We start from the raw sequence: 16,984 nt of genomic DNA, 5'->3' as shown, positions 1-16,984 counted from the left end.
CAAGGCAATAGAAGGCCCGAGAAAAGGCGGCAAGGCCCGCACTAACTGCGTGGCCCTTTAGCGTTTACTTTGCCCTAACCATGTTTGGTTACAATATTTCTAGAAACCCCAAGGGGATATGGCGTAAACTGGCCTCAATGGGGGTCATAGACTGGGAATTCTATGAACCGGATGCTCATGCCTCTCAAACCTCTACTATGGCCTCTCTGGGCTATATGGTTGAGCGCGGCAGTTATAACCCTGGGCCCTTCCCTGCGCGCAGACGTGATCATCGTCGATTCGTACAAGCACCACACCAGCATGCAGATAGCGCACGGTATCAGCAAAAACTGCCCGGCCTGCGGCACGATCAAATATATGGATATGCAGCGCGAGCCTTCCATTGGTCGTGAAATCATCAAAGACCTGCGGCTGAGAAAAGCAGACGGCACTCTCGATCTGGTTATCGCCCTGGGGCCACGCGCTGCCAGTCTTATTGCTCACGGTCTGCCAGACACACCGACCCTGTTCACCGTGCATGATGAACCGGATGAGGATTTAATCAGCAACCGCCAGCTAACATTCTTTGATGCTCGCCCCCCTCTTCCGCTTCAGCTTGAAGCGCTGGCAACACTGAAACCCGGCATCCAGACCGTTGGCATTATTGCCCGCCGGGAAACGCTAGAGCCCGTACGCCAAAGCGTCATTGAGGCCGCTCAGGCACAACACATCAACCTGCGTGTTTATTATGTGGAAGCCCCTCAGGACGTAGGTGCAGGCCTCAGGCAGGCCATCAAGGAATCTGACGGCCTTATTTTCCTGCGTGACCCAATGGTGCTCAACAGTGATACTGTGCGCTATATCCTGAGGCTGACATTGGAAAACCAGATCCCGACCTTTGTCTATTCCTCATCACTTGTGAATATGGGGATGACAGCGACATTGCAAGCAGACCCGGTGAAGCTTGGGGGGCGAATTGGCGCTGCGTCTCAGGCGCGACTAACAGGTGCCACCCTGACGGACATCACGTCCGAAGCGGACATTTTCATCCTTGAGGTCAATGAGCGCACAATGCGTCATATACCCGGCGCAACAACACCTAAAGGCCGGGAGGTGGTTTTTAAATGAGCTTACCTGACGATACCCCCATGATCCCGGCCTCCTCTCGCCCCAGTGCGCGGAGCTTTGTTGACCGCTTTACGCTCAGAACACGCGCTATCGCTTTTCTCGTTCTTTTCGTGGCCGCCGTTGGCGGCATGATGGCGATGGTATTTATCGGCACCACCAGCCAACTCATGACCGCTGATCTTGAAAAACGCGGGCGTGTTGCTGCGGCTGGCATTGCAGAGAACGTCAAACTCGGGCTTCTGGTAGCCGACCGGGAGCTCCTTAAAACAGCGCTGGCCCCCTACCTGCTCGACCCCGACATCATACACATTGATGTTGTGGCCTCAGACGGCGTGATGCTCATCAGTCTACCTGAAGATATCAGACCGCTGGAGGTTGCCGACACCTTGTTGGAGGAAACCTTCGCTACAAAAGAAATCGTCATTCAGAAGCTTTCCGACGCAGCGGCCAGCTCTTCCGATATGCCCGGCTATCATATCGGCGCCCCCGTGCTGCGCGATGTCATTGCCGGTAGTGATACGCCAGAAGAAATGGACCGCAACATGGCCCATTCGGATATCATTGGCATGGTTCGGGTCGGGCTTTCAACCGAACGAATGCACGAACAAATTGATACGCTCATCAGCCGTGCTGGGCTTGTTGCCGCTTTCCTCGCCGTTCTTGGTCTTGCCGTCGCATCCATCCTCCTTCGGGCATGGATTGCCCCACTTGACACCCTCACGCGCATCGCGCGGAAGATTTACACCAACGGCCTTGATGACGCGATGGAAAGCGAGGACCTTTCTGCCATCGCATCCGCCAGTTCAGAGCACAATTCCAGCGAATTAACGACCTTACAAATCGCCTTCCTAGACATGCTGGAAGAGATGAAACAGCACGATATTCTGCAGGCTGAGCAAAAGGACCGGTTGGAGCAGATGGTGGTGGAACGCACGATGGAACTGACCTTCGCCAAGGAGGAGGCCGAGGCCGCCAATATCGCTAAATCCAAGTTCCTCGCTTCCATGAGCCACGAGCTACGCACACCGCTGAACGCTGTGATTGGGTTTTCCGAAATGCTGAAAGGCGATATCCCGGTGACGCCAGAGCAGGAAAAAGAATATCTCACCTATATCTGCGATAGCGGCAAACACCTGCTTGATATCATCAATGATATTCTCGACCTATCCAAGCTCGAGGCTGGCAGGTTTGAACTGCAAATCAGGGACGCGCTGCTGGATGAGGTTGTCACGGCGGCCGCGGCACTCAGCCAGCCATTCATTGAGCGCAAGAACCTGCGCTTCAGCCTGGATTGTCCTCGCCTTCAGGTCAGGACTGATACGCGCATCCTCAAGCAGGTTATCATCAACCTTGTTTCAAACGCCGTGAAATTCACCCCGGCCGACGGTGAGGTTTCCGTTCATGCCTATGAATGTGGTGACAACTATTGTCTCACCATTGCCGATACGGGCATTGGCATGAGCGAAGCGGAAATAGATGTCGCCATGCAGCCCTTTGCCCAGGTAAGCGGACATATGTACATCCGGCAGGATGAGGGCTCAGGCACCGGCCTTGGACTTCCGCTGGTTGAACATTTTGTGCTGCTTATGAAAGGCGACATGAAGATCGAGTCTGAAAAAGGCCAGGGCACCAAGGTACATCTCACACTACCCAAATACCCAGAACCCCTTGATACTCACAAATCAGACGATGATTTCGACTATATCTGAGCTATAGACCCTGCTGATCGCCTAAATTGAGACTGGCAGGTCCGGCTGAGGCTGCAATGGCTGTGACGCCAGCAACTTGTATAGATCGGAGAGCCGCGTGGGTTTCGCGAGAAACCCGGCAAAACCACACTCATTGTATAGTTTCACATCGCCCTGAGTAACGTTTGCCGTAAGCGCAACAATAGGGACATCTGCATTGAATTTGCGAATTTCCCGTGTTGCCGTAATGCCATCCATTTCCGGCATCTGTATGTCCATGAAAACAATATCAAACGCACATTCGCGCATCTTCGCAATTGCGTCCGCACCGTTGATAGCGCGCACGATGGTGCAGCCCGTGGGGCGCATCATCTTGCTGAAAAGTACAGAATTCAGCTCTACGTCCTCGGCGTGCAGAACCATGCGGCCCCGCAAGTCCGGGGCAGCGGCGGAGTCCTGTGTACGTTCTTTCTGGCGCCGCTCACCTTGCTTGAGCGGCAGACTGATACGGAAAAGCGTACCCTCCCCCTTTTTACTATAAAGCTTGATCGTACCTCCCATCAGATCGATCAGACTGCGCACAATGGAAAGGCCCAACCCGGTACCGCCAAAACGCCGATTGATAGACGCATCGGCCTGCACAAATGAGCTGAAAATCTTGCTCTGTTCCTCCTGACTAATACCAATACCGGTGTCAGACACCACAAACTCGAGCATGGATTGGTTGTCCATATAGCGTGACGCAACACGGATACTTACCGTGCCCTTATCGGTAAACTTAATCGCATTGCTGACAAGGTTCATCAATATCTGGCCGATGCGGGTTTCGTCCCCTATCCAGAAACGATGCAGGCCATCTTCAAGCACCAGCTCAAACTTCACATCTTTCTCGCCAAGGCTGGTGCGGGCATTGCGTTCTATATAATTGAGGATCTTATCCAGAACAAACGGGGCTTCCTCAAGGGTCAATTGCCGTGCCTCGATTTTGGAAAAATCAAGGATATCACTAATCACATGCATCAGGTTATCGGCCGAGCTTTTGGCAGCCTCCAGCAAATCCCTCTGTCCCGCAGATAATTTTTCCTGATCCAGAAGCTGAATCACACCAATCATGCCGTTCATCGGTGTACGTATTTCGTGTGACATATGCGCAAGGAACTTGGATTTTTCCAAGCTGGCTGCTTCTGCTTCCCGCTTCGCAAGCAAAAGCTCATTCTCATAGGCTTCCTGTTTCCTGAGAAACCTGACAGCAAAAAGAAAAGCAAGGCAAACGCCCATCAAAAAGATCACTCGGATAATGTGCCGCCTTGGTGCATAAGGGGCCTCCGCCGCAAGCTGCCAACTACCGGATGGCAGCTTCAGTGTCGACAGCGTCGCGGCATCACTGGAAAACAATGTCTCGTCGCCAAAGATCATGTCCCCCGAACTGCCAAGGGCATCCTTGCCGCGAATAGCGAGCTTGGCATCAGGCAACACCGCGTGCACCTCTGTCAGCAACGCGTCCACATCAAGCACAACAGACACCATACCCCACAGCGTGCCGTCACTTGCCCGGAAAACCGGCTGTCGAGCGATAATACCCTGCCCGCCTTGCACAAGCGTGAGAGGACCAGCAAGGACCGTGGTATTCTCTTCAATCGCGCGTTCAACCATTTCAAACTGCTTGATATTGGTGCGGAAGTTGAGCCCGACAGCCTTTTCATTCCCCTCAAGGGGGTACATGTGCGAGATAATCAGGTCTCGGGCCGCACCCATGTTTCTGATCTGGTTCTCCTGAGTAAGAAGGTCGCGTGCGAACGCCTCATATTGAGCCTGATCAATCTCGGGTTCGACGGAGATATAGGACTTCAGGCTGGCCGTCAGCGCCAGGTTCTGGATGAGTTTTTCTTCCAGAACCGCTCGGTACTCCGACACAAGGTCAGTTGACCGCGCATGATGTTCCTGCGCCTGTGCCTGCAAAAGGAAATAGAAAAGGATTGCGCCCCCGATCAGGAAGAGGGCGCTGGTAACAAGGATACGCTTTTTGTATTTTTCTAGCATGCTCACCATTACGTTGACCCCGCAAACACTTATAGGTCAGAGCGGTTAAGCAGCCGTTAAAATGAAGCGCGCACCAGCGTTTGCCAGCGCGCGCTTATACTCAATAACGCAGAGCTTTAGGCCGCAGCCTTATACTCCACCCCCTCAGCGCCCAACGCTTGCTGGAAGGACGGTAGGGCAGATACCTCTGCCAACATGCGGCGCACATTTTCACCAAGTGGGATATCCACAGGGAAATAGCCGCCCCAGTTGGCGTAAACTGTCAGCATGATATCGGCGATGCTGACCTTGTCACCGGTCACGAACCGGGTTTCCTGGAGTTGTTTATCAACCAACGACCAAAGCTTGGCAGCCGCACCTGCCGCAGCCTCAAACGCCTTACCCTGTGCCGCATCGCCGTCCAGAGCCCGCGCCACAAAAAAGAGCTTGCTGTAGGCTGGGTGCACAGTGGCGTTAGCATACAGTAACCACTGCAGCGCGTTTGCCCGCCCCGGTGTGCCAGCCGCAGGCAACAGGTCACTGCCGTGTTTCTCAACAAGATGAAGCACGATTGCAGCCCCTTCACGGATCAGCATGTCACCGTCCCTGAGCACAGGCACAGCCCCCAGCGGGTTGATGGTGGCAAAGTCTTCAACATCGCTTTTGTTAATGAGTTCAAACGGCTGGCCCAGTTCTATAAGCAGGGCGTGGATCGCCAGCGAACAGACGCCGGGGGAATAATAAAGCTGATACATATCTGTCTCCTTTTTCATTTTTAACTAGGTTTAAGTGTTTGTGGGTTTGTTGAAAATCTGTGTGACGCCATCCGTGAGCGCACCCATGACATCCGCTGCGCGGCGATATTTAAGGAGCGGTGCGCCCTGCCCTGCGTAAAAAGAAGCAAGCTCAGGTTTACCAGCCTTCAGGGCGGCTTTCTTAAGCGGGGTGGTGAACCATGCCTGAAGCGGGAACGGCAGGAAGGCTTTCACCCTCTCTACATCCGCCACAAAGCGGTTGGGCAAAAAGCGAGCAAGCCTGCCCGTATAAGCGCGGGAAAGAACGGTCTCATCTGCGGCGGTGTCAAAAATCAAATCCCGGTGCTGGTCGGTGGTGTTTGATTCCGCACACGCGAGAAAGGCGGTGCCAAGCTGCACAGCGTCAGCCCCAAGCGTTAGCGCTGCCGCAACACCGCGTGCATCACCCATGCCGCCAGCAGCAACCACAGGAATGCCCACGGCGTCCCGCACCTGTGGCACCAAAGGGAGTGTACCGACGAGGCTCTCTTCCGCTCGTTTGATGAAAGACGGCCGGTGCCCACCCGCTTCAAAGCCCGTGGCCAGCACCATATCAACCCCTGCGGCCTCAAGCGCTTTCGCTTCCGCCACGGTTGTGGCCGCACCCAGTGTTTTAATGCCCGCTATCCGGCACCGCGCCAGCACCTCCGCGCTTGGAATACCAAACACAAAACTGAACACAGCTGGCCTGGCTGCAATCAGCGCCTCAACCTGTGCTTCATATTGCTCCACATGGTCTTTGGGCATGCCCGGTGCTTGCATGCCAAGCTCGTCATAATAGGGCTGGAAAAACTCTACCGCGCTCTGATAACCGGCCTCATCAAGCCCCTCACCGCCCTCATCAACCACAGAAACCCAGAGGTTGAGCGCAAACGGCTTATCTGTTGTTGCGCGTATCTGCTGTGTAACGCTGAGGATTTCATCTGCCGAGAGGTTATGCGCCCCAAAGGACCCAAGCCCGCCTGCGTTTGAAACCGCCGCCACAAGCTCGGTCGACGAAAAGCCACCACCAAAAGGCCCCTGGATGATGGGATACTGAATGCCGACAGCTTCGGTAAAGCGTGTTTTCTGCCACATGGGGCGTGTTCTCCTTCCATAAAGTGAGCAAGCTTTACGGATTGAGATAACCACGGCATACTAAGTTTCAAGAAGTAACCAGGTATTTATAAGTTACCATATGGTAAGTAGGTCACCAGACCGTAACTATCTATGAATATTACATTTTTATTGATGTCCGCGAGATGGATATGCTCACAAGACGCAAAAGCAAGGTGGCCCCACCACCGCATGAATGCCCGCTCAACAGCTGCCTCGCGATCATTGGCGGTGCCTGGACGCCCAACATCATCTTGCAACTGAGCGAAGGCCCGCGCCGCTTTAGCGAGCTGAAGGATGATATCCCCGGCGTCTCTGCCAAAATGCTCACCACACGGCTGAAAAAGCTTGAGGCGGATGGCGTCGTAAAGCGCAGGGTGATGCCCACCTCCCCACCAACGGTGGAATATTCGCTGACCGATCTGGGCGCTGAGCTTCAGCCCGCCATTGCCGCCATTGTGAGCGTCGGCCACCGGCTGAAAGAACGCAGGCAAAAAAGCACACGCGGGGGCTCGCCGTCTTAGGCCTGAGTTAAAGCAGGCCACGCCGCGAGGGCGCAGTGCGCTACCGCGAGAAGGGTCTCTCGTGAAGCACCGTCCCGCGCCGTAAATGTCATACCGTGCTGTACAGACACATAATATGCCGCAATAGCATGCGTATCCGCTCCCTCACAGATTTCACCCGCTGCCTTTGCCTGCTCAAAACGCTCTTCCAGAAGTGTTATGTTTTGTGCCCGCAGAGCCCTGAGCGCGTCACACACTTTCTGGTTGGCTCCGTTCGGTTGTGGCGCGGCCAAAACAATCATGCACCCTCTGGGATGGTCACTTTGGGTGAAGGCATTCGCGGACGCCACAAGTACATGACGTACCGCATCAAAAGCTGTTTCAGCTACCGAGAGCATATCCCAGATTCCGCTTCCCTCCTCCTTTGAATAAAGGGAAATCGCCTCTTCAAAAAGCCCTTCCTTGCTGCCAAACGCTGCATAAAGGCTGGGCGGCTTTAATGCCATGGCGGTAGTCAGATCACTCAACGAAGCACCTTCAAAGCCCTTGGCCCAGAAAACGTGCATCGCCTTTCTCAGCGCATCCTCGCGATCATACGCGCGCGGCCTTCCTCTCATAGCCATCGGCTTCTCCTTATTTTGTATCGATCAATAAATAAATCACTTGACGGTATGAGACAAGCGGTACATTTATGTATCGATCAATACATAAATTGAGGATACCCCCATGCAAACTCTCGACAGTAAAGTAGCCTTTGTAACCGGTGGAAGCCGCGGTATCGGAGCCGCCACCGTGCGGGCTCTTGCCCATCAGGGCGCAAGCGTTGCCTTTACCTTCAACTCGAACGAAACGAAGGCAAACGCCTTGGTCGCCGAGCTTGAAGAAAATGGCCTGAAAGCTTTGGCCCTGCAGGCAGATAACGCTGAGAACGGCGCTGTCACGTCAGCGGTTGAGGCAGCGCACGCGGCCTATGGTGCGCTTGACATTGTGGTGAACAACGCTGGCATCTTCGATGTAAAACCCGTTCTGGATTTTACCATGGCTGATTATGACCGAACGGCGAACGTTAACATTCGTGCCGTGTATGAAGCCTGCCTCGCTGCTGCACACCTTATGAGTGATAGCGGCCGCATCATCAACATTGGCAGCACGTTGGCTGTGCGCGCGCCTTTTGAAGGCCTTACCTTATATTCGCTCAGCAAAGCCGCACTTACAGGCCTCACCAAGGCACTTGCCCGCGACCTTGGTCCCCGAGGCATTACCGTCAACATTGTGCATCCTGGATCAACCAACACCGATATGAACCCAGCAGACGATGAAGCAGCCGCTAGCCAGCTCGATATGATGGCCATTCGCCGCTTCAGCGATCCGGAAGATGTCGCAGCACTGATCGCGTGGCTCGCAAGCCCGGAGGCGCGTGCTATCACTGGGGCTGAATATACGATCGACCACGGAGCCAACGCCTAATCTGATGGCCAGGCCTGGCATGAAAGTTGGCGTCTCCCCCACAACGCGTCCGACGGTGTTTCCGCTCGCACTTGGTGCGGCGGTCATTGTCACAACGGAATTCCTGTTTGTGGGGGCGCTGCCCGCGATAGCAGTCTCCCTACAGATTACAGAAAGTCACGCCAGCATACTCATCTCGCTTTTTGCGTTATCTGCCGCAATCCTGGGGCCTCTATTAACACTTGTCTGGTCTGATTATAGCCCGACTGTCGTGTTGAAGAGGTGCATGCTGGCACTTATGCTCAGCCATCTCGCATTGGCTATGGTACCAAACCTCTGGCTCCATGGCGGCATCCGTATATTGCAGGGTGCTCTCCTTACCCCTTTTATCAGCGTCGCCAGTGCACTCGCGGCGGAACTAGCGCCACCTAAAGACAAAATTCTCGCTGTGGCTCGTGTTAATCTCGGCACCATCATGGGTATTGTGTTTGTCGTGCCTGCCTTTATCGCGCTTGAAGCATACCTTGGGCTTACAGTGCTCTTTCTCCTGCTTGCTGGAGCTTCCCTGCTCACGCATGTTCTGCTGCCTTCCACGCCTGTACCGGCATCACAAACCAGCAGCATCGCGAACCAACTGGGTATTCTGAAACAGCCGATGGTATTGCGGCACCTTGCTGCTTCGGCACTCACATTTGCTGTTCTTTTTATGCCTTATAGCTTTATCCGGCTGTTCATCAACCACGCGTTTGGTACTGCATTTCTCGGAACGAACGAAACCGTGGCATCGCTGGTTTTACTCCTTTTTGGCATTGCCGGCATTTGGGGCAACAGCCTGGCAGCTCACCACGTAGAAAAGCACCCAAGGCTTACTACCGGCATCCTTACCACTGCTGTCGCGCTTTGCACCGCCATGCTCAGCGTCGTAACAAACGGGGCATGGCTGAACCTTTTGTTATTCGCCTTATGGGGTACCGCCCATTCTGGCAGTTTCCTCGCGTGCCAAATCAGGGTAATGCAAGCCACGCCTCAGGCGCGCGCGTTCGCCCTTTCTCTTAATATCGCCGTATGCAATCTCGGCATCGCTATAGGCGCCTCGGCGGGGAGTATAGCACTCTCGCACGGCGGTCTTGGCTTCATATGGCCTGGGTGCATACTCCTGAGTGCCCTGACAATAACCGTGCTGGCTCGAACAAGCCGGCAAGTATAGAAAGATATGCGGCGCCCCTACACATTCCCGCCCCAATCCCCACATAAGTCTTGCAATCGATTTATATAACAAGCGACAGATGGGGGAACATCATGAGCGCGACAGCGAAATTCTGGAACCGTATGGCCAAAGGTTATGCGAAGTCATCCATTGCCGATCAGGCATCCTATGAACACAAATTAGAGCTTACCCGCAGTTACTTCACCCCTGAGATGGAGGTGGTTGAGATCGCCTGCGGCACTGGCAGCACAGCCCTTTTGCATGCGCCACACGTGAAACATATCCTCGCCACTGATATCTCTGAGAACATGCTCGCCATCGCGCGGGAGAAGGCCGGAGCCCAAGGCATCACAAATGTGACGTTTGAATGCTCGCCGATTGACGAGCTGACCGTGCCGGATGGCAGCACTGACATGGTGATGGCGCATTCGATCCTGCACCTGTTGCCGGAACCCGAAGCAACAGTTGCCAGTGTGCACAAAATGCTCAAACCCGGCGGTTTGTTTGTCTCCAGCACCGTATGCCTTCAGGACGGCTTGGGATTCTTCAAATACATCCTGCCTATCGCGCGCCTGGTTGGGTATGCACCGCCACATGTGGGTTTCCTGAAAGAGGAGGAGCTTGAAAGCATGATCACAAGTGCTGGTTTTACCCTTGAACACAACTGGCGCCCCGGCCCCAAGAAGGCCGTGTTCATCATCGCGCGGAAAAGTGAAGCGTGATATGTACTGGTGTATACGCAATACACCGAACGGGCAGAACCAACTGTGGACGTTGAGGAAAACAGCATAGAGGCACAGCATCCGGAGATAGTTTCCGCGCAGCAATCTGCCGTGTTGTGCCAAACCTGCGGCTTGTGCTGCAATGGCGCGCTGTTTTCCTTTGTTGCCCTGAAGGAAAAAGACGTTGAAGCCCTGAAGGGCACACCAATCAAAATCCGCGCAGACAAAGACGGCAAAACCATCTTCAGCCAGCCCTGTGCTGCGCTGTCAGGCACATCATGCTCCATTTATGAAACGCGCCCCGGCGCGTGCCGCAGTTATTTATGCTCGCTAACACGCGGTGTTCTGAACGGCAGCAATGACCTTGAAAGCGCGCTCGGCCATGTCGCAGACATGAAAGCAAGGGGAGCATGGCTTCTGGCAAACGTGCCGCAGGGCATGTTGAAACAACGCGCGCCTGCGCCCGCAAAACAGACGCCGCTAACGGCCAACACCATCCTCAAGATGTGGCAGGCCCCAAAACCTGAGGCTACCGGCGGCGAAGCTACCGGTAATGAAAGCAACGAACCACTATCGTTGTGGACACTGCTGAGCCTGCTTCACCCGCGGTTTCTGGCAAAACACCAACAGGTGGGCCTGACCGCGCAAGACAGGGCCTATGTCGCAAACGCCTTTGCCTATACCAAACGGGTTGACCGCCTGTTTGAAAAAACGCCCCTTCTCAGAAAATATGCGGAGCTGGTTCAACAATTCTAGAAGCTGGCCTGAGAGGACCAGGCTCGTCATCGCAGAGGGAACTCGGAAGATAACGTGCCCCGGCGTTTCTTTCTTCCTCAAGTAGTTATATCCCTCGATAGCACCCCCAAGAATTTGCATGCCTACTGTTCCCCGTCAGCGCCTATGGGACAGGTTAGCGGGTTTACTTAAAGGAGGATTTTTGGTTCGGATTTTTTGCATAACCGTCACGAACCAAAAAAAAACACCTGAGGGCACAATACAATGCCAAACTCACTATACTTCCTCATCACCCTTTATTTCTCGGGTAACGCATTCAGTATTTCTGAGAAATGCTTATTGACATCGAACTTTTCTCCCCTGTTCGTCCAGCCAAACCGTATCACAACGGCATCTTTCGAGGGAACAATCGCAATATGTTGCCCCGCATACCCTGCGGCCATAAACAGGTCCTTGGGTGCATCAACTAACATACGGTCCTCTTCATTATCCAGGCTGCCACGATTATGCCAAAACTGTGCGCCATACATACCTTTTGGAGCCAGCGGTGTAACTGATCGCGTATAAGCCACCCACTCTCTAGACAAGACCTGCTTGTCACCAACCATGCCTTCGTTCAAAAATAATAGACCAAAACGTGCCCAATCCTGGGCTGTGGCATAAAAGTATGAACTACCAACATGCGAACCGGACACATCCGGCTCGAACACAGCACTTGTCATGCCCACTGGCTTAAAGAAATGATCCCAGGCATAGGTGTGTACGTCTTGCAGAGTGCCCCCTACTGCATCAAACAGGATATGAGACAATATGTTTGTCGTTCCCGATGAATAATACCACTTTGTATCAGGCGCTGTTTCAGCAGGCTTATTCGCTGCGTATTTCGCCATATATCCTTCACGAAACAACATGTTCGTGCTGTCGTTCCCTGGAATATAGGGCTCTGTAAACTCAAGCCCACTTGTCATATTCAGCAAACTACGAAGCGTAATTTGACCGCGTGCATCACCTTCTGCAGACCACTCTGAAACCGGTGCCGCTTCGTCTAGCGCAAGCTTATTCCTGGTTACCATTGTTCCAATCAGCGCACTGGCAACACTTTTGCTGGCTGACCACGCTAAAAACCGGCTTTCTTGATTAAAGCCTTCAGCATATTTCTCTGCAACAATCTTCCCCTGGTAGACAACGAGGACAGCCCGTGTATCAACGGTCTGATGTTCAGAAGCATCAACAAAAGCCGCATCTACAGCAGCATCAAGTTTTTTCCAGTCAACGCCTCTACGGTTCCTGTCCAAAGACACTTCATCGCCTAAAGGCCACTCCTGCGCACGTCGGGGCCTAAAATTATCAGCGATTTCTTTTGCTTGCTCAAGCAGTTGGTCCGGGGTGCTGTTATCCAACATAAGTGTGCACCCCACCCCGGGGCGGTACAGGGCAGATCGCTTTACATCGCCCGCAATTGCCGTGGCTATCTTGGTGTTCTGATCAAAGCCAAACTCAACATCCTTTAACAAGGGATATGCAATGGGCCTCAGATCACGTTGAACCACATTTTCAGGGGTACGGTTTTGCAGGAACACACCTGAACAGGCCAGTTTCGCACCCGCACCCGCCGCCATTTCCTTAGTAATCGTTGCCATGTCCTGGTGCTCGTTTGCCTGAGCTTGCAAAGATATGGTTCCAACAGCGGTACATACCGCGAGATACAGATACGATTTCATTATTTAATCCTCTCAAGTAAGGCTTCTAAATCCCGCACAAACCATTCTGGACGCATGGGATGGGCCGCATGAGGGGTGTTTGGATAGTCCACAAGTGTGATCAGGTCGGGGTGCATATCACGCAGTTTTTCAAAGGACCCCGTCGCGTCAAACAGGTCCCCTGTTGGGTCAATAATGACCATCGGAACTGACAGATTACGGTATGTGATATAAGGATGAACACGGCGCCAGGATTGGTGCAGCAAGGGAAGCCTATGGGTTAGGCCGGGATTAATTGCCGCCTCACCAAAGGCATCGAACATTTTGGCATCATCATGATGCATGCCAAACGTACCGTCTTTTTTTTCAACCACAAAGGAATGAAGAGCAACCATTGATAATTTGGGAAATTCACCACCCCATCCCGGAACATATAAGTTCGCCATAAACTTTATTCCTGCAAAACGGTCTTGAAACACTGGCATTTGCATCGCAGGCATATGCTCCAACATGGCTTTCATCTGCTCGTACATAATTTCTGTCCGGAGCTGCACAGCATCCGCGCCACCATCTTCCAGAACGATACCGAGCACGCGCTCTGGATAGTTTTCATAAAAGGTGGTCGTCACACCTCCCCCCAGAGAAAGGCCGCCAATAACCGCTTTTTCAATGCCAAGTTTATCCATCATCGCGGCAATATCATCGGCAATATGCGCGAGGGAAAACTCATAGTTGTCAACTTGAGTGTGACCGTGGCCGCGATATGAAATGGAATAGACATGATAACCGGCTTCAACAAGCTGGTCAGCGACATTCACCAACTCAAATCCTGTGCTACTGTATCCATGTGACCAAATAAGCGGCACACCGCTATCGTCTCCCCACTCCAGATAATGCATTTTGATGCCATTGACCTCAATGAAACGCCCATGCTCTCTATCAATATTCAAATACTGTTCATATGCTGCAGCTACACGAGCGCGGTTCTCTGAGGTATCTGGCAAAATATCTTGTGGTGAGTTTGCTTGCGCACCAATGGCAAACAAGCTCAAGGCCAATGTTATAATTGGGTGAAAAAGACAGTATTTCATCATGTAAATCCTTACGTAGCCGAATAGAAGCAGGCTGGAACACCTGCTGTCTTGTGGACAGGAATTTGCTTATGTCTCTTCTACAGAAGAGCCTCGACAGGCTCTTCTGTAGCGGTGATTTTTGTCAGAAGAGGAATAGGTCGGCTTTAGAAATCATATGCGAGATTAAGGCCAATCGTACGCGGACGATTTGTACTCGCTGCCTCAAAAAACGGACCTTGACGGTCGATGCCGTACAGTACCTTTTCGTCAAATAAGTTGTTTGCAAACAAAGAGATACTATACCCATCGACACTGCGCAGCCCTATACGGGCATCGACGAGACCATAAGATGGCAGAGCAACATCAAGATCCAGGTTAAAGTCATTCAATCGCTCGCCAACATATTTGTATGTCACGATACTATATAGCGACAATTCATCGTTCAGCGGCCGAGCCCAATCAGCTGTAATCGCAAAACTTTCCTTCGCTGAACCAGGAAGGCGATCACCATTTTTACCTGACACACCACCCGGCACATCTTCTTTCAGTTTAGGGTTGCTGAGCGCACCATTGAAAGAAAGGTTGAGAGCTTCGCTGGCTTGGAACACCATGCTGAATTCAAGGCCTGTCACCTGCGCTTTACCAACGTTTTGTGTCGTTCTGCCAAAGGTAATCGGGTCCTGAACAGTTAGCTGGATGTCTGTATAGTCAATCAAATAAGCTGAAAGGTTGGCGATCAAACGACCATTCAACCATGTTGATTTGATACCTAACTCATAGTTCCAGAGAGTATCGGAATCAAAAGTGGAAAATTCAGATATTGCTGTTGGCAAATTGAAGCCGCCCCGACGATACCCTGAGGTGGCCGTAGCATAGGCAAATACATCGTCGTTCAACTGATGCTCTAGCGAAAACTTGAAGGTGTTAACATTTTCACTGGTATCAAAAGGAAGTCCGACAAGGGCACCTGCTCCGTTAAACGCATTAAAGATACCATCCGCTTTGATGCCCAGCCTGTCAAATTCAACATGAGAGCGCCGATATCCAACCGTGAACTTGGTTGCGGCTGTAAAGTTCAGGCCCAGTTCACCGTACACCGCTTGTTCTTCACCATTCATCGCATCGATAGAGTCAAGGGCCACATCTCCGTCGGTGAACGGTATTAGACCAAACAGTATCTGATCAGGTCCTTTATAAATATTGAACTGCTTAATGGCTGTTTCTTCATCCTCATAATAAAGGCCGAATATCCAATCAAAAAAGCCATCGCTGGAAGACACAAAGCGTAACTCGAGGATATCCGTTTCTGTATCCTGAGAAGGGTTGCCATCGGCTGGAATATCACAGGCACAGCCACTCCTAAAGCCAACGAACTCTCTCTGATCAAACGTAAAGTCGAACTTCAGCTTATTGCGTGTCGCCAAAAATGTTGTCGTAAAACCCTCAAAATCTTTTTCGAGTTTTAGATTGAAAAACTCATACGTATTGTCGCGTTCCTCAACTACACCACCAATTGCAGTACGCGCATTCAGATCAAAGGGAACATCAGGCCCTTCGTCACCTGCTATGTTCAAATCTCCAGGGGTGCGAGTTGTGGTGACAGAGTTAGGCCCTGCATTCTGGCTCTGATAGAGATAGGTGAAATCAGCGCTGAAGGTGTCTGTTACGTCCCAGTGTGCCGCAAGTCTGCCACCCCATGTTTTTTCTTCGTTAATATCGTCAATGCCCAACTCCACATTATCGATGAAGCCTGCGTTGTCGTAATAATAGCCTGTCATGCGGACAGCCAGGTTCTCCGCAACAGGTATATTCAAATATCCATGCCCGCCATAATTGGAGCCGCCGTCCGCAGTATCAGAAAGATAAGTATTGAGACCGCCGGCAAAAGCCTCAGTGTCGGGCTTATTGGAAATATAACGCACTATGCCGCCCATGGCACTACGGCCAAAAAGTGTGCCCTGCGGGCCTTTCAACACCTCCACACGGCTCACATCAACCAGACGGATATCCGCTGCTGTCGAGAAGCTGGTTGTAGTGAGGGCAAAGTCATCAAAATATGTGGCTACCGACGAACTGCCTGACTCTTGCGTGGAAGTATTGATATTACGGATGATAATTCTGTTTGAACCGCCACCTTCGTCATTAGCTGTAACGCCGGGCACAGTATCGATAAACTGGCCAATACTATTATAGCCTTTTTCTTCAAGGCTTTTGCCGCCAAACGCACTAATGCTCAACGCTGTTGACTGCACGCTCGATTCTCGACGAGTAGCTGTCACCACAATCTCGTCCAGGTCAAAGGCGCTACTATTCGTAGCATTGTCCTGCGCATGCGCACCCCCTGCACCAAACAGGAAACTGGCAACACTTGCCAGTAAGCTCTTTTTCAGCTTGCTATTATTCATTGTGTTTTCCTCCCGGCCCTGCTCTGTGGCCTGACCTCGCCCTTTGGCTTCATTGAACGAGATCACAATGACCCCGTTTTCGGTTAGGCCGCCGGCAAGGGTTGTATCCCTGAGCATTATCGAGAGTGCTTCGGTCAACGTGTACGTGCCACTTAGTGCCTGAGAGCGTTCAGTGGCTGTATCACCCGAAGGAATAATTAATGATTTCCCCGTTTCTCGCGCCAAGGCAAAGAGAGCAACATCAATTCGGGAGGAAGGTATATCGAGAGTATAGTGTTTTAGTGCTGGACCATCAGCGATTGCCGCGACGGCATTTCCACAGCTTAATCCAACGAAGATTAAAACAAACCCAATATACCTGCGTAGTCCACCCCATTTATCCCTCGGCCGTTGTTTCAAATCCGTCATCTCTAACGACCTATATAATGAGAGCAGGGTGGGTGAAAAAACCGGACATATTTTATATTTTTTCTGTCATTAAGGTCTCTGG

The 16,984-nt window shown here is 52.2% G+C and carries 14 protein-coding genes; 7 read left to right on the top strand and 7 right to left on the bottom strand.

Features of this window, described 5'->3' with window-relative positions; translation table 11 throughout:
- Positions 1–219 precede the first annotated feature (219 nt).
- Together ACOOGA_RS12450 and ACOOGA_RS12445 are read left to right on the top strand one after the other, a co-directional pair.
- The gene (locus ACOOGA_RS12450) at positions 220–1,107 is read left to right on the top strand and encodes an ABC transporter substrate-binding protein (protein WP_417459832.1); all 888 of its coding nucleotides are present in this window, start codon (positions 220–222) and stop codon (positions 1,105–1,107) included.
- Positions 1,104–2,816 (top strand): sensor histidine kinase, encoded by a 1,713-nt coding sequence (locus tag ACOOGA_RS12445; RefSeq protein WP_417459831.1) that lies wholly within the window; start codon positions 1,104–1,106, stop codon positions 2,814–2,816. The genes ACOOGA_RS12450 and ACOOGA_RS12445 overlap by 4 nt, the downstream gene beginning before the upstream one ends.
- A gap of 21 nt (positions 2,817–2,837) precedes the next feature.
- Here the strand turns inward: ACOOGA_RS12445 and ACOOGA_RS12440 are convergent, their stop codons facing one another.
- From ACOOGA_RS12440 to ACOOGA_RS12430, 3 genes are all read right to left on the bottom strand, one after another.
- Complete coding sequence (locus tag ACOOGA_RS12440) at positions 2,838–4,844, bottom strand: ATP-binding protein (RefSeq protein ID WP_417459830.1); 2,007 nt, start codon at positions 4,842–4,844, stop codon at positions 2,838–2,840.
- A 107-nt stretch (positions 4,845–4,951) separates the two neighbouring features.
- On the bottom strand, positions 4,952–5,569 hold the full coding sequence (locus ACOOGA_RS12435) for a glutathione S-transferase family protein (RefSeq protein WP_417459829.1): 618 nt from the start codon (positions 5,567–5,569) through the stop codon (positions 4,952–4,954).
- A gap of 30 nt (positions 5,570–5,599) precedes the next feature.
- The gene (locus tag ACOOGA_RS12430; RefSeq protein WP_417459828.1) at positions 5,600–6,685 is read right to left on the bottom strand and encodes an NAD(P)H-dependent flavin oxidoreductase; all 1,086 of its coding nucleotides are present in this window, start codon (positions 6,683–6,685) and stop codon (positions 5,600–5,602) included.
- 170 nt (positions 6,686–6,855) lie between these two features.
- Here ACOOGA_RS12430 and ACOOGA_RS12425 point away from each other — a divergent pair, with 170 nt between their 5' ends.
- Positions 6,856–7,227 carry a winged helix-turn-helix transcriptional regulator gene (locus ACOOGA_RS12425; RefSeq protein ID WP_417459827.1) on the top strand — a complete coding sequence of 124 codons (372 nt, stop codon included), beginning with the start codon at positions 6,856–6,858 and terminating at the stop codon, positions 7,225–7,227.
- On the opposite strand, the gene ACOOGA_RS12420 is transcribed toward ACOOGA_RS12425, so the two are convergent.
- On the bottom strand, positions 7,224–7,829 hold the full coding sequence (locus tag ACOOGA_RS12420) for a TetR/AcrR family transcriptional regulator (RefSeq protein WP_417459826.1): 606 nt from the start codon (positions 7,827–7,829) through the stop codon (positions 7,224–7,226). The genes ACOOGA_RS12425 and ACOOGA_RS12420 overlap by 4 nt on opposite strands.
- A gap of 103 nt (positions 7,830–7,932) precedes the next feature.
- On the opposite strand from ACOOGA_RS12420, the gene ACOOGA_RS12415 reads away from it, so the two are divergent.
- The 4 genes from ACOOGA_RS12415 to ACOOGA_RS12400 all read left to right on the top strand — a co-directional run bounded on the left by ACOOGA_RS12415 (position 7,933) and on the right by ACOOGA_RS12400 (position 11,337).
- Positions 7,933–8,673, top strand: a complete 741-nt coding sequence (locus ACOOGA_RS12415) for an SDR family oxidoreductase (RefSeq protein WP_417459825.1) — start codon at positions 7,933–7,935, stop codon at positions 8,671–8,673.
- A 19-nt stretch (positions 8,674–8,692) separates the two neighbouring features.
- A complete protein-coding gene (locus tag ACOOGA_RS12410) occupies positions 8,693–9,859 on the top strand; it encodes an MFS transporter (protein WP_417459824.1) in 1,167 nt (388 codons plus the stop codon).
- A gap of 92 nt (positions 9,860–9,951) precedes the next feature.
- Positions 9,952–10,581 (top strand): class I SAM-dependent methyltransferase, encoded by a 630-nt coding sequence (locus ACOOGA_RS12405; protein WP_417459823.1) that lies wholly within the window; start codon positions 9,952–9,954, stop codon positions 10,579–10,581.
- Between the two features lie 9 nt (positions 10,582–10,590).
- Positions 10,591–11,337: a YkgJ family cysteine cluster protein gene (locus ACOOGA_RS12400; protein WP_417459822.1), complete on the top strand. Its 747-nt coding sequence runs from the start codon at positions 10,591–10,593 to the stop codon at positions 11,335–11,337.
- Positions 11,338–11,612: 275 nt separating this feature from the next.
- On the opposite strand, the gene ACOOGA_RS12395 is transcribed toward ACOOGA_RS12400, so the two are convergent.
- From ACOOGA_RS12395 to ACOOGA_RS12385, 3 genes are all read right to left on the bottom strand, one after another.
- Entirely contained in the window at positions 11,613–13,037 is a 1,425-nt protein-coding gene (locus ACOOGA_RS12395) for a serine hydrolase domain-containing protein (protein ID WP_417459820.1), read from the bottom strand.
- Positions 13,037–14,074: an alpha/beta fold hydrolase gene (locus tag ACOOGA_RS12390; protein WP_420428788.1), complete on the bottom strand. Its 1,038-nt coding sequence runs from the start codon at positions 14,072–14,074 to the stop codon at positions 13,037–13,039. Before ACOOGA_RS12390 ends, ACOOGA_RS12395 begins: the two co-directional genes overlap by 1 nt.
- A gap of 179 nt (positions 14,075–14,253) precedes the next feature.
- Positions 14,254–16,902: a TonB-dependent receptor domain-containing protein gene (locus ACOOGA_RS12385; RefSeq protein ID WP_417459818.1), complete on the bottom strand. Its 2,649-nt coding sequence runs from the start codon at positions 16,900–16,902 to the stop codon at positions 14,254–14,256.
- Positions 16,903–16,984 lie beyond the last annotated feature (82 nt).

This window comes from Kordiimonas sp. (genome assembly GCF_965216265.1).
Classification (GTDB): domain Bacteria; phylum Pseudomonadota; class Alphaproteobacteria; order Sphingomonadales; family Kordiimonadaceae; genus Kordiimonas.
Note: the sequence above shows the minus strand (reverse complement) of the source record. Positions and strands in the feature narration are given on the sequence as shown.

What these genes read in the sequence shown, in the direction of transcription:
- ACOOGA_RS12445 (WP_417459831.1), top strand. Translation starts at nt 1,104, where the DNA reads ATGAGCTTACCTGACGATACCCCCATGATCCCGGCCTCCTCTCGCCCC.
- ACOOGA_RS12440 (WP_417459830.1), bottom strand. Translation starts at nt 4,844, where the DNA reads ATGGTGAGCATGCTAGAAAAATACAAAAAGCGTATCCTTGTTACCAGC.
- ACOOGA_RS12435 (WP_417459829.1), bottom strand. Translation starts at nt 5,569, where the DNA reads ATGTATCAGCTTTATTATTCCCCCGGCGTCTGTTCGCTGGCGATCCAC.
- ACOOGA_RS12430 (WP_417459828.1), bottom strand. Translation starts at nt 6,685, where the DNA reads ATGTGGCAGAAAACACGCTTTACCGAAGCTGTCGGCATTCAGTATCCC.
- ACOOGA_RS12425 (WP_417459827.1), top strand. Translation starts at nt 6,856, where the DNA reads ATGCTCACAAGACGCAAAAGCAAGGTGGCCCCACCACCGCATGAATGC.
- ACOOGA_RS12420 (WP_417459826.1), bottom strand. Translation starts at nt 7,829, where the DNA reads ATGGCTATGAGAGGAAGGCCGCGCGCGTATGATCGCGAGGATGCGCTG.
- ACOOGA_RS12415 (WP_417459825.1), top strand. Translation starts at nt 7,933, where the DNA reads ATGCAAACTCTCGACAGTAAAGTAGCCTTTGTAACCGGTGGAAGCCGC.
- ACOOGA_RS12410 (WP_417459824.1), top strand. Translation starts at nt 8,693, where the DNA reads ATGAAAGTTGGCGTCTCCCCCACAACGCGTCCGACGGTGTTTCCGCTC.
- ACOOGA_RS12405 (WP_417459823.1), top strand. Translation starts at nt 9,952, where the DNA reads ATGAGCGCGACAGCGAAATTCTGGAACCGTATGGCCAAAGGTTATGCG.
- ACOOGA_RS12395 (WP_417459820.1), bottom strand. Translation starts at nt 13,037, where the DNA reads ATGAAATCGTATCTGTATCTCGCGGTATGTACCGCTGTTGGAACCATA.
- ACOOGA_RS12385 (WP_417459818.1), bottom strand. Translation starts at nt 16,902, where the DNA reads ATGACGGATTTGAAACAACGGCCGAGGGATAAATGGGGTGGACTACGC.